At 70.4% G+C, this 12,310-nt stretch carries 11 protein-coding genes; 8 read left to right on the plus strand and 3 right to left on the minus strand.

The window, feature by feature from the left end; genetic code table 11:
- Positions 1-125: 125 nt before the first annotated feature.
- From eno to V5P93_RS04040, 3 genes are all read left to right on the plus strand, one after another.
- Positions 126-1,415 (plus strand): phosphopyruvate hydratase, encoded by a 1,290-nt coding sequence (eno, locus tag V5P93_RS04030; RefSeq protein WP_104477193.1) that lies wholly within the window; start codon positions 126-128, stop codon positions 1,413-1,415.
- A gap of 73 nt (positions 1,416-1,488) precedes the next feature.
- Positions 1,489-1,962 carry a septum formation initiator family protein gene (locus V5P93_RS04035; protein WP_245931060.1) on the plus strand — a complete coding sequence of 158 codons (474 nt, stop codon included), beginning with the start codon at positions 1,489-1,491 and terminating at the stop codon, positions 1,960-1,962.
- A complete protein-coding gene (locus tag V5P93_RS04040) occupies positions 1,959-2,468 on the plus strand; it encodes a DUF501 domain-containing protein (RefSeq protein WP_104477191.1) in 510 nt (169 codons plus the stop codon). The genes V5P93_RS04035 and V5P93_RS04040 overlap by 4 nt, the downstream gene beginning before the upstream one ends.
- On the opposite strand, the gene V5P93_RS04045 is transcribed toward V5P93_RS04040, so the two are convergent.
- From V5P93_RS04045 to V5P93_RS04055, 3 genes are read right to left on the minus strand one after another with little or no spacing between them, the layout of a single operon-like run.
- Positions 2,442-3,188 (minus strand): hypothetical protein, encoded by a 747-nt coding sequence (locus V5P93_RS04045; RefSeq protein WP_146107927.1) that lies wholly within the window; start codon positions 3,186-3,188, stop codon positions 2,442-2,444. The genes V5P93_RS04040 and V5P93_RS04045 overlap by 27 nt on opposite strands.
- Before the next feature lie 8 nt (positions 3,189-3,196).
- Positions 3,197-3,958, minus strand: a complete 762-nt coding sequence (locus V5P93_RS04050) for a hypothetical protein (protein ID WP_146107926.1) — start codon at positions 3,956-3,958, stop codon at positions 3,197-3,199.
- A gap of 32 nt (positions 3,959-3,990) precedes the next feature.
- A complete protein-coding gene (locus V5P93_RS04055; protein ID WP_245931057.1) occupies positions 3,991-5,628 on the minus strand; it encodes an acyl-CoA dehydrogenase family protein in 1,638 nt (545 codons plus the stop codon).
- Positions 5,629-5,890: 262 nt separating this feature from the next.
- Here V5P93_RS04055 and V5P93_RS04060 point away from each other — a divergent pair, with 262 nt between their 5' ends.
- From V5P93_RS04060 to V5P93_RS04080, 5 genes are all read left to right on the plus strand, one after another.
- On the plus strand, positions 5,891-7,144 hold the full coding sequence (locus V5P93_RS04060) for a lytic transglycosylase domain-containing protein (protein WP_245931056.1): 1,254 nt from the start codon (positions 5,891-5,893) through the stop codon (positions 7,142-7,144).
- 289 nt (positions 7,145-7,433) lie between these two features.
- Positions 7,434-8,396 carry a Ppx/GppA phosphatase family protein gene (locus V5P93_RS04065; protein ID WP_104477186.1) on the plus strand — a complete coding sequence of 321 codons (963 nt, stop codon included), beginning with the start codon at positions 7,434-7,436 and terminating at the stop codon, positions 8,394-8,396.
- A 309-nt stretch (positions 8,397-8,705) separates the two neighbouring features.
- Positions 8,706-10,349: an ABC transporter substrate-binding protein gene (locus V5P93_RS04070; protein ID WP_245931054.1), complete on the plus strand. Its 1,644-nt coding sequence runs from the start codon at positions 8,706-8,708 to the stop codon at positions 10,347-10,349.
- Positions 10,350-10,425: 76 nt separating this feature from the next.
- Positions 10,426-11,355 carry an ABC transporter permease gene (locus V5P93_RS04075; RefSeq protein WP_104477182.1) on the plus strand — a complete coding sequence of 310 codons (930 nt, stop codon included), beginning with the start codon at positions 10,426-10,428 and terminating at the stop codon, positions 11,353-11,355.
- Positions 11,348-12,310: an ABC transporter permease gene (locus V5P93_RS04080; protein WP_104477181.1), complete on the plus strand. Its 963-nt coding sequence runs from the start codon at positions 11,348-11,350 to the stop codon at positions 12,308-12,310. Before V5P93_RS04075 ends, V5P93_RS04080 begins: the two co-directional genes overlap by 8 nt.

Below are 12,310 nucleotides of genomic sequence, written 5' to 3' on the forward strand. Positions count from 1 at the left end.
TATTCGGCGGTCCGACAAAACGCTGACCGGCTGTGAGCGATCCCCCTCCCGCGATGCCCGCCGGCCACCCACCCGCACCGCTAGGCTCGTCGGGGACTGGTTGAACGGTTTGTGAGGAGCACCACGTGGCTGTCATCGAGCAGGTCGGCGCGCGCGAGATCCTGGACTCGCGGGGCAACCCCACCGTGGAGGTTGAGGTCGCGCTGGACGACGGCACCCTCGCCCGCGCCGCGGTGCCCTCCGGCGCCTCGACCGGTGAGCACGAGGCCGTGGAGCTGCGCGACGGCGACGCCAACCGGTACTTCGGCAAGGGCGTGGAGAAGGCCGTCACCGCCGTGCTCGACGAGATCGGCCCCGAGCTGGCCGGCGTGGACGCGGTCGACCAGCGCATCGTCGACCAGAAGCTGGTCGACCTCGACGGCACCCAGGACAAGTCCCGCCTCGGCGCCAACGCCATCCTCGGCGTGTCGCTGGCCGTGGCCAAGGCCGCCGCCGAGTCCAGCGGCCTGGAGCTGTTCCGCTACCTGGGCGGCCCGAACGCGCACGTGCTGCCGGTGCCGATGCTCAACATCCTCAACGGCGGCGCGCACGCCGACACCGACGTGGACATCCAGGAGTTCATGATCGCGCCGATCGGCGCGGAGAGCTTCCGCGAGGCGCTGCGCTGGGGCACCGAGGTCTACCACTCGCTCAAGTCGGTGCTCAAGGCCAAGGGTCTGGCCACCGGCCTCGGCGACGAGGGCGGCTTCGCCCCGAGCCTGGGCAACAACCGCGAGGCGCTGGACCTGATCCTGGTCGCCATCGAGAAGGCGGGCTACACCGCGGGCCGCGACATCGCGCTCGCCCTGGACGTGGCCGCCACCGAGTTCTACGCCGACGGCGCGTACAAGTTCGAGGGTGCCAAGAAGAGCGCCGAGCAGCTGACCGCGTACTACACCGAGCTGGTCGACGCCTACCCGCTGGTGTCCATCGAGGACCCGCTGGCCGAGGACGACTGGGACGGCTGGGTCCGGCTCACCGCCGAGATCGGCGAGCGCGTGCAGCTCGTCGGCGACGACCTGTTCGTCACCAACCCCGACCGGCTGGAGGAGGGCATCGCCCGCCGCGCCGCCAACGCGCTGCTGGTGAAGGTCAACCAGATCGGCACCCTGTCCGAGACCCTCGACGCGGTCACCCTGGCCACCTCCTACGGCTACCGCAGCATGATGAGCCACCGCTCCGGCGAGACCGAGGACACCACCATCGCCGACCTGGCCGTGGCCACCGGCGTCGGCCAGATCAAGACCGGCGCCCCGGCCCGCGGCGAGCGCACCGCCAAGTACAACCAGCTGCTGCGCATCGAGGAGACCCTGGGCGACGCCGCCCGGTACGCGGGCGACCTCGCCTTCCCGCGCTTCACCCCGACGGAGTCCTGAGCCGATGGTCGGGCGTGGCACCGAACGCGGCGGTCGCGGGCGACGGGGATCCGTCGCCCGCAGACCCGAGCGCGTGCGGACGCGCCCGACCGCACCGGACAAGGAGAAGCCGCGCGCGGTGCGCCAGGTGCGGCAGGCGGCCCAGCAGAAGCTGCGCAAGCGCGGCGGCGTGCTGGGCCTGGCCACCACCCGGCGCGCGGCCGTGGTCGCCACCGTGGTCTGCGCCTTGGCGCTGAGCGTCGCGGTGCCGCTGCGCAACTACCTGTCGCAGCGCTCCGAGGTCGAGGTCGTGGAGCAGAAGCAGGCCGAACTGCGCAGGCAGTACGACGAGCTGGTGAAGCGCAAGGAGCGGTTGGCCGACCCGGAGCAGGTGCGCGCCCAGGCCCGCGAGAGACTGAAGTACGTGATGCCGGGAGAGACGCCGTACCTGGTCGAGCTGCCCCCGGGCGCCGCCGGTACCGAGGACGAACACGCCACGACCCAGCCGGTGCCCCAGCAGTCCTGGTACGAGAACCTGTGGGACTCCGTCACCGGGGCGGGCCGATGACCCTCGAGGCCGTCACCGAGCAGGACCGCGCCACCGTCGCCGCCCAGCTCGGCCGCACCCCCCGCGCCATCCGCGCCGTCGCCGCCCGCTGCCCGAGCGGCCACCCGGCGGTCATCCAGACCAACCCGAAGCTGGAGGACGGCACGCCGTTCCCCACGCTGTACTACCTGACCTGCGCCAAGCTCGCGGCGGCGATCAGCACCCTGGAAACCACCGGCCTCATGCGCGAGATGACCGAGCGCCTGTCGACGGACCCGGAACTGGCTGCCCACTACCTGCGCGCGCACGAGTCGTACCTGGCCGAGCGGGACGCCATCGAGACGCTGGGCACGCAGGTGACGGCGGGCGGCATGCCGGGCCGGGTCAAGTGCCTGCACGCCTTGGTCGCGCACTCGCTGGCCGTGGGCCCGGGCGTGAACCCGTTCGGGGACGAGGCGATCGCCCTGCTGGCCGGGTCGTGGCCACTGGGCGAGTGCGCCTCACCAGACGCGGACGGACAGCTCTAGCTCGCCGTCGCTATCAGGACCGGGGGAGGTGATCCCCTCGACCCGCAGCCACCCCACTCTGCCGTCCGAGGTGGCGAAGCAGAACTCCACGTCGATCTGCGGGGTGGGGAGGTACTCCCACTTGGCGACCTTGTCCTTGAGCGAGTACGCGCAGGTGCTCTGCGCGTTGCCATCGGATTCGCGGTAGTTGATGAAACCCATGCCGGTGGTCTTGAAGTAGTTGCCCTCGGCGAAGTACAGGTCGATGTCCTCGGCGACACCGGTCACCCGTCGCGCCTTCGGGGAGCCGCTGTCGACATCGGTGCCGGTGCCACCGCCGAGTCGCACCCGCAGGTTCGACCCGGGGGCGTCGGTTTCGGTGGTGGACCCGGGTTCGGTGGGCTGGTGCTTCGAGCCGGTCGCGGTGCCGCCGGGATCGGCTGTCGACTCGTCCGTGGGCAGGGTGACCGCGATCGCGCCGAGCACCACGCTCGCGATCACGCAGAGCTGCGCCATCAGCACCGCGACGCCGAACCGCCCGCCCCACAGCCGGATCATCAGCCAGACGCCCAGGGCCAGCGCCAGGAACGCGGCCACCAGGACCAGCGCCAGTGGCTTGGCCGACCACAGGCCGACCAGCGCGGTGGCGTCGGCGATGATGCCGATGACCACCAGCAGCACGCCTGCCCGGCCCACCCGGGGGTCCGGCGGTCTCGGTGGCTGCGGGTACCCGTGTTCCACAGTGCTCCTCACCAGACCCGGATGGCCAGTTCCAGTTGGGCGCCGCCCGCGCCCGGGGCGCCGGTGATCTCCAGGAGGCCGGTGCGGCCCTGCGAGGTGGCGAAGCAGTACCGCGTGCCGGGGACGGCGAGCAGTTCGCGTTCCCACTTGGTCACTTCGTCGGTGAGCGCGTTCGCGCAGGTGGACTCGGCGTCCGAGAGTTTGCCGTTGTAGGCGACGAAGCCGTCGCCGGTGGTGTAGATCAGGCCGATGTCGGTCATGGAGATGTCGATGTCGCCGGTCGGGCGCTGTGTGCGCGTCAGCGTCGGTTTGGCGCCGTCGACGTCGGCGCCGACCCCGTAGTCGAGTTTGACCTCCAGCGCCTTCGGCTGGTGTCCGGCGGTGGGGGGTTTGGTCGTGGTGACCGATTCGGGCGCGTCGGGGTCCGTTGTGCGGTTCTGCTTGGTGGTCGTGCCGCCGCCGGAGTCCTCGGCGACCGCGTCCTCCGCCGGTAGCGCCGCCGCGACGGCGATCAGGACGATGCCCGCGAGCACGCTGAACAGCGTCAGCACCGCGGTGAAGCCGAACGGCCTGCCCCACAACCGCACACCCAGCCAGCCGCCCAGCACCAGGGCCAGCACCGCGGCGATCAGCACCAACGCCCGCGGGCTCTCCGCGAACAGCCCCGCGACCGCGGCGGCGTCCGCGAGAAGGCCGGTCGCCGCGAGGACCACCCCGCCCCGACCCACCGGTTGGTTCGGTGGTTGCTGCCCAGGTCCGACTGCGCTCACAGTCGACAAGGTCGCCGAGCGCTACCGATCCATTACTCCTTGACCGGAAACTGTCCCGGATCCGGTGTCACCCGGTCCACCAGCGCGGCCGTGTCGACGCCGCGCGGCAGCGCTCCCATGATCCGACCCCCTTCCGCCAACCTGGTGGCGATGAAGGGCTCGGCGACCTCCGGTACGTGCCGCACCAGCAGGCTCGCCTGGAGGCACAGCGTGATCCGTTCCGCCAGCGCCCGCGCTCGCGCGGGTTCCGCCGCCGCCAGCTCCGCGCGCAGGGCTGACACCGCATCGTCCAGCCGACGGTCGGCGCCGAGCTCCAGCTCCGCCACCAGTGCATCCACAGAGGACGGTTCGCGTTCCACGGCGCGCAGCACGTCCAGGGCCGTGACGTTGCCCGACCCCTCCCAGATCGACATCAGCGGCGCCTCCCGGTACAGCCGGGGCATCCCCGACTCCTCCACGTACCCGTTGCCGCCCAGGCACTCCAACGCCTCGGCGACCACCGCGGGCGCCCGCTTGCAGACGTAGAACTTCGCCGCGGGCAGCGCGAGCCGCAGCAGCGGGCCTGACTTGTCCACTTCGGACGCCAGGCGCATCGCCAGCACCGTCGCCGCGTCCGACTCCACGGCCAGGTCCGCCAGCACCGCCGACATCGCGGGCTGGTCGCGCAGCACCGCCCCGAACGCCGACCGGTGGGCCGCGTGGTGCGCCGCCTCCGTCAGCGCGGCGCGGATGCCCGCCGTCGAGCCCAGCACGCAGTCCAGCCGGGTCATCGTGACCATCTCGATGATGGTCCGCACCCCCCGACCCTCGTCGCCGACGCGCCAGCCGACCGCCCCCGTGTACTCGATCTCCGCCGAGGCGTTGGACCGGTTGCCCAGCTTGTCCTTCAACCGCTGCAACCGCAGCGCGTTGCGGCGCCCGTCCGGCAGCACGCGCGGCAGGACGAAGCACGTCAGACCCCCGGGGGCCCGCGCCAGCGCCAAGAACAGGTCGTTCATCGGCGCCGAGGTGAACCACTTGTGCCCCACCAGCGAGTACGTCCCGTCCGCCAGCGGGGTCGCGGTCGTCGTGTTCGCGCGGACGTCCGAGCCGCCCTGCTTCTCGGTCATCGACATGCCCGCCAGCAGCCCGGCCTTGCCGCCGGGCTCCCGCAACCCCGGGTCGTACACCGGCGACCGCAGCCCCGGCTCGTACCGCGCCGCGAGTTCCGGCGCGTGGCGCAGGGCGGGCACGGCCGCGTACGTCATCGAGATGGGGCACCCGTGGCCCGCCTCGACCCTCGACCACACGGTGAACGCCGCCGCCCGGCGCAGGTGGGCGTGCGGGCCCGCGTCCGGCGCCCACGGCGCGGCGTGCAGCCCGTGCCCCACCGCGCGCGCCATCAGCCAGTGCCAGGAGGGGTGGAACTCCACCTCGTCCACCCGGTTGCCGTACCGGTCGTGCGTGCGCAGGACCGGCGGGTGCGCGTCGGCGAGCCTGCCGTGTTCGCGCGCCTCGGCCGACCCGGCGTCCGCCGCGACGCCCGCCAGCGACGCCACCACGTCGTCGGACCCGAACGCGCGCACGGCTGTGACCAGGGTCGGGTCACACCCGAGGGGGTCGTGGCGATGCAGGGGAGGGGGCTGGTTGGTGACCTCGTGAGTGGCAACTGGTGGCGGACCGGGGATCACTACTCGAGGGTAACCTCAGCTGCGGGGCAACCGGCACCCCGCAGCGTTACGTCCCAGTCACGGACAACTGGGCCACAACTTGAACGTCCGGGTTAACAGGGAACGGCCGAACGGGCGGCGGGTGACGACATCTGTGCCCGAGCGCCCCGACGACCATGACTCCGGGCTCGAGATGCGGCAGGGTAGATGGCCGGGACAGGCGCGGAGGACGGGTCGGCGGGAGCCGGCGGAAGCACAACGGTTCGAGGGGCGGTTTTTCACGGTGAGCGCACGCAGGGCAGGCAAGCACCGGCGGCGGGACAGGCGGAAGCGGGGGGTGGCCGCGGCGGCGGGAGCGCTGCTGCTGGTGCCCGTCGTCGCCGGTGAACCCGTGCAGTGGGCGGAGAGCGGCGAGTACGCGCTCGCGGGCCAGGCGGGCGGCGGCCTGCCCGGGCTCACCGACCCCGCCGACGTCGGCGCGGACGGCTCCAAACCCGTGAACCAGCGGCTCAGCGAGCAGATCCTGGCGCTGGCCGCCAACCCCCAGTTGCTCGCCTACAACGGCGGCCCGGCGATCACGCCGTTACCCAACAGCGGCTCCAACATCCCGTCGGTGATGCTGGAGGCGTACATGCGCGCCGCGGGCACGCTCGCGGTGACCACGCCCGGCTGCAAGCTCGACTGGCCCCTGCTGGCCAGCATCGGCCGGATCGAGTCCAACCACGCCCGCGGCGGTCGGGTGGACGCGAACGGCCGCACGGCCACCCCGATCCTGGGCCCGGTGCTCAACGGCGGCGGCTTCGCCGCGATCTCCGACACCGACGGCGGCCGCTACGACGGCGACGCCCGCTGGGACCGCGCGGTCGGCCCGATGCAGTTCATCCCGTCCACCTGGCGCGGCTACGCGGCCGACGGCAACGCCGACGGCCAGACCGACCCGAACAACGTCTGGGACGCGGCGCTCGGCGCGGGCAAGTACCTGTGCTCCGGCGGCCTGGACGTGTCCGACCCGCGCCAGCGCGCGACGGCGGTCTTCCGCTACAACCACTCCGACAGCTACGTGCGCACCGTGCTGCTCTGGGCCGACTCGTACGCCCGGGGCGTCACGCCGATGCCGAGCGACCCGGTCGACCGGTCCATCGAGCTCGCGCTGCCTCCGGGCGGCCTGCCGGGCTCCACCGTCGCCGTCTCGCCGGTGCCCGGCGTCAACCCGACGCAGCACCCGAGCACGCCGCCGCCCGCGGGCACCACCACGCCCGCGCCCGGCTCGTCGACCACGTCGCCGCCGTCGAGCACCACCACGACGACCACGACCACGACGACCACGACCACGACGACCACCACCACGACCACCACGACGACGACCACCCCGCCGACCACGACGACCACCACGCCGTCGTGCCCCGGCGCGACCCCGTCGCAGACGACCACCCCGACGCCGACCACCACGCCCGCCGTGCCGGACCCCTGCGCCGCGCAGACCACGTCCCCCGCCGCCGGGTCGAGCGTCAGCGCCACCAGCACGCCGCAGCCCTGACCGGACGCCCCGCGACCGCGGGGGGCGACGGTCGGCCTGGTCCGTTCGTGCCAGTCCGACCGTCCGAGTCCACACGGTCCATTCCACCTGGACAGTGGATAAGCCGCCTCACCAACAGTGAGGCGGTTTATTCTTTGCGTCCAATTCACAGAATTACCAGAATTGCCGAACGACGATCCACACTGGTCCGGGTGTGGACATCAAATGCACGTGCGCGCGGTTGTGGAGTGCTCGACGCGGGCCGTGAACGGTGACGTTCTAGGCTGCGGGGCATGAACAGGTGGGTGCCATGAACAGGGTCGCCGCCATCGACTGCGGCACGAACTCGATCCGGTTGCTGGTCGCCGAGGTCACCGAGCGCCACGACGGCGTCCCGGTGCTGCGGGACCTGCACCGGGAGATGCGGGTCGTGCGGCTGGGCCAGGGCGTGGACGCGACCGGTCGGCTGGCCCCGGAGGCGCTGGAGCGCACCCGGGTCGCGCTGGCCGACTACGCCGCCGTGCTGGTCCGCAAGGGCGTGCGCGACGTGCGCATGGTGGCCACCTCGGCCACCCGCGACGCGGACAACCGCGACGAGTTCTTCGCCATGACCAAGGCGGTGCTCGGCGCGGAGGCCGAGGTCATCAGCGGTGACGAGGAGGCCAGGCTGTCCTTCACCGGCGCTGTCGGCGACCTCGACCCCGACGACGGCCCGTTCCTCGTCGCCGACGTCGGCGGTGGCTCCACCGAGCTGGTGCGCGGCACCTGGGACGGCACCCACGCGCACGTCGAGGCGGCCAAGTCGGTCGACATCGGCTGCGTGCGGCTCACCGAGCGGGCGCTGAGCCAGGACCCGCCGTCGAAGCGCCAGCAGCAGGACGCGGGCGACATCGCCGAGCGGGTGCTCGCCGAGGCCTACGCGGCGGTGCCGCTGGCCGGGGCGCGCACCCTGGTCGGCGTCGCCGGTACCGTCACCACGATGGCCGCGGTGGCCCTGGGCCTGCCCGAATACGACCCCGAGCGGATCCACCACGCCCGGCTCGACTCGCGCCAGCTGTGGCGGGTCACGGCGGACTTGCTCAGTCTGAAGCGGGCGGAGCGGGCCGCCCTCGGTGCCATGCACCCCGGTCGGGTGGATGTCATCGGCGGGGGCGCGATCATCGTGCGCGCCCTGGCCCGCACCGTCTTCGAAGAGAGTGAGATCACAGATCTACTGGTCAGCGAGCACGACATCCTCGACGGCATCGCGCTGTCGATCGCCGGGCCCCGCTGACCGAGAGTGACATTCCCCAGCGCACCAGCGCTGATCAGCTTGACATCTAAATGACACAAGGAACTGTTCGACTAGCGGTCACTTGTCGATCTAACTATCCCCCAAATGGTTGAATCGGGGGTGATTGTGACTCGTTTGTGACGTCAGTGATCGCCAGTCGTCTCGCCCCTCCGGTTAACTTCCACTCACTTTCGGAGCGGGCGGTTCCGCTTCGTGATCGACGGAGCCGTCGGCGGACCAAGCCCGAGCACGTCGAACTAGCCTGGGAGGAGACCCATGCGGAAACCACGCTGGATAGCGGCATCGGCGATGTCGCTTGCACTCGCGTTGACCCTCACCGCCTGCGGTGGCGACAGCGAGAACAGCGGCGGCGGCAACGGCTCGACCGGAAGCGGCGGCGGCAGCACCGCCGACCCGGACGGCGCCCTGTCGGCGTTCGGCACCGAGCCGGAGAACCCGCTCGTGCCGGGCAACACGAACGAGACCGGCGGCTCCAAGGTGGTCCGGGCGCTGTTCACCGGTCTGACCACCTACGACCCGGTCACCGGCGAGTCCAAGAACGCCATGGCCCAGGAGATCAAGACCACCGACTCCAAGGTCTACACGATCAAGATCCAGGCGGGCTGGAAGTTCCACGACGGCACCGACGTCAAGGCGAAGAACTTCGTCGACGCGTGGAACTACACCGCCTACAGCCCCAACGGCCAGCAGAACGGCTCGTTCTTCGAGCAGGTCCAGGGCTACAAGGACGTGCACACCGAGGACCCGGACGGCACCGCGGGCCCGCAGAAGGCGCCGCAGCCGACCACCGACAAGATGTCGGGCCTGAAGGTCGTCGACGACACGACCTTCGAGGTCACCCTGGCCTCCCCGTTCGCGGTGTTCCCGCTGAAGCTGGGCTACAACCCGTTCTTCCCGCTGCCGGACTCGTTCTTCAGCGACCCCAAGGCGTTCGAGGCCAAGCCGATCGGCAACGGGCCGTTCAAGTTCGTCTCGCGCAAGCCGAACACCGAGATTAAGCTGACGCGCAACGACGACTACAAGGGCGCGGACAAGGCGAAGTTCAAGGACCTCACCTTCAAGATCTACGAGTCCAACGAGGCCGCCTACGCCTCGGTCGTCTCGGGTGACCTGGACTTCCTCGACACCGTCCCGCCGACCGGCATCGCGGGCGGCAAGTACAAGCAGGACCTCGAGGGCCGCAACGGCTCGACGCCGTACATGGGCAACCAGACGGTCACCTTCCCGCTGTACGACCCGACCTACCAGAACCCCGACCTGCGCAAGGCCATCTCGCTGGCCATCGACCGCAAGTCGATCGTCGACAAGATCTTCGACGGCACCCGCATCCCGGCCGACGGCTGGGTGAACCCGGCGGTCCCCGGCTACGCCAAGGACCAGTGCGGCGAGCTGTGCGTGTACAACCCGGAGAAGGCCAAGGAGTACCTGGCCAAGTCGGGCTTCAAGGGCGCGATCAAGTTCTCGACCAACGCCGACGGCGGTCACAAGGACTGGATGACCGCGACCTGCAACAGCATCAAGAACGCGCTGGGCATCGAGTGCACCTACGAGCCGATCCCGACCTTCGCCGAGACCCGCCAGCAGATCAACGGCCGCAAGATGACCGCGATCTTCCGGTCGGGCTGGATCGCCGACTACCCGTCGATCGAGAACTTCCTGAACCAGATCTACCGGACCGGGGCGTCCTCCAACGACGGTGAGTACACCAACCCGAAGCTCGACGAGCTGCTGACCAAGGCCGACGCGGCGCCCAGCGTCGACGAGGCCAACAAGCTCTACCAGGAGGCCGAGCGGCTGCTGCGCGATGACATGCCGGTCATCCCGCTGTGGAACCAGACCGCCCAGTACGGCTGGTCCGAGCGGCTGGACAACGCGCGCCTGAGCTCCCTGCGCGAGCTCGACCTCACCACGGTGACGGTCAAGAAGAAGTAGTCACCACCAATGCCACTCCGGGCCGGGGGTGCGGCGATCCCGCATCCCCGGCCCGGAGTCAGGTTGGGAGATCCGAATGGGACGCTACGTCCTCCGACGTCTACTACAGCTCGTCCCGGTGTTCATCGGGACCACGTTCCTGATCTACTGGCTGGTCTGGAGCCTGCCCGGCGACCGGTTCGCCGGTAAGTGCGGCGAGCGGCCCTGCGAGCCCGCGTACATCGCCAAGATGACCGAGAAGTTCAACCTCGACGACCCGCTGATCGTTCAGTACGGCAAGTACATGCTGAACCTCCTGCAGGGCGACTTCGGGATCACCTCGAAGGAGGTCTCGGTCGGCGAGCTGATCGCCAACGCGTACCCGAACACGCTGCGGCTCGCGGTCGTCGCGCTGCTCATCGAGGCCGTCATCGGGCTGGCCGCGGGCATCCTCACGGGTCTGCGCGGTCGCGGCTTCCTGGACAACCTCGTCCTGGTGTCCACGCTGTTCCTGATCTCGCTGCCGGTCTTCGTCACCGGCTTCGTGCTGCAGATCGTGCTCGGCTTCGAACTGCACTGGATCAAGACGACGGTGTCGGCATCACCAGCGCCGTGGGGGCACCTGATAGCCCCGGGCTTCGTGCTCGGCAGCCTCTCCATGGCGTACGTGACCCGGTTGACCCGCACCTCGATCGCGGAGAACAAACGCGCCGACTTCGTCCGCACGGCGGTGGCCAAGGGCCTGCCGCAGCGCCGCGTCGTCGGTGTCCACCTGCTCCGCAACTCCGCCATCCCGGTCGTGACGTTCCTCGGGACCGACCTCGGCGCCCTTATGGGCGGCGCGATCGTCACCGAGGGCATCTTCGACATCAAGGGCATCGGCAACCTCGTCTACGACGGCATCCTCGGCAAGGACGGCGCCGCGGTCACGGGTGTGGTCACCCTGCTCGTGATCGTGTACCTGATCTCGAACTTGCTGGTAGACCTGCTCTACGCCGTCCTCGACCCAAGGATCCGCTATGACTGACCCGAGCACCGCGGCAACCGGCGCGGCGGTCACCTCGACCGCCGGGGAGTTCGTCACCGGCGCCGAGCACATCGAGACCAAGGCGGGCAAACCCCGCAGTCTCGCGTCCGACGCCTGGTACGACCTGCGCAGGCGACCGCTGTTCATCGTCTCCGCCGCGCTGATCCTCCTGGTGCTGCTGATGGCCGCGTGGCCGTCGCTGTTCACCTCGGTGGACCCCACCTACGCGGACCTCGGCCGCAGCCGCGACGCGCCGTCGGCCGAAGCCTGGTTCGGCTACGACAACCAGGGTGCCGACATCTTCGCCCGGGTCATCTACGGTGCCCGCGCGTCGATCATCGTCGGGGTCGTGTCGACCATCCTGACCGTGCTGATCGGCGGCGCCCTCGGGCTGCTGGCCGGTTTCTACGGCGGCTGGATCGACGGGCTCATGTCGCGCATCGCCGACGTGTTCTTCGGTCTGCCGTTCGTGCTCGGCGCGATCATCATCTTGTCCAGCTTCCGCGCCGCGGGCTCCACCTCGGCCACCGAGATCATGTTCCTGGTGATCCTGTCGATCTCGGTGCTGTCCTGGCCGGTGTGCATGCGGATCATGCGGTCCGCGGCCATCACCGCCAAGCAGCAGGACTACGTGAAGGCGGCCAGGGCACTGGGCGCGAGTTCCACCCGGATCATCCTGCGGCACATGCTGCCCAACGCCCTCGCGCCGGTGATGGTCTACGCGACCATCGCGCTGGGCGCGTTCATCGGCATCGAGGCGACCCTGTCGTTCCTCGGCATCGGTCTGCGCGCGCCGGTGGTGTCCTGGGGCGTGATGATCGCCGACTCGCGCGACGTCATCCGCGTCGCCCCGCACACGCTGCTGTTCCCGGCGGCCTTCCTGACCGCGACCGTGCTGGCCTTCGTGATGCTCGGCGACGCCGTGCGCGAAGCGCTGGACCCCAAGATGAGGTAA

The organism is Actinokineospora auranticolor, assembly GCF_041897805.1.
Taxonomy (GTDB): domain Bacteria; phylum Actinomycetota; class Actinomycetes; order Mycobacteriales; family Pseudonocardiaceae; genus Actinokineospora; species Actinokineospora auranticolor.

Excerpts from the sequence above, each read along its gene's own strand:
- V5P93_RS04065 (WP_104477186.1), top strand. The coding sequence starts at position 7,434 with ATGAACAGGGTCGCCGCCATCGACTGCGGCACGAACTCGATCCGGTTG.
- V5P93_RS04075 (WP_104477182.1), top strand. The coding sequence starts at position 10,426 with ATGGGACGCTACGTCCTCCGACGTCTACTACAGCTCGTCCCGGTGTTC.
- V5P93_RS04070 (WP_245931054.1), top strand. The coding sequence starts at position 8,706 with ATGTCGCTTGCACTCGCGTTGACCCTCACCGCCTGCGGTGGCGACAGC.
- V5P93_RS04040 (WP_104477191.1), top strand. The coding sequence starts at position 1,959 with ATGACCCTCGAGGCCGTCACCGAGCAGGACCGCGCCACCGTCGCCGCC.
- V5P93_RS04080 (WP_104477181.1), top strand. The coding sequence starts at position 11,348 with ATGACTGACCCGAGCACCGCGGCAACCGGCGCGGCGGTCACCTCGACC.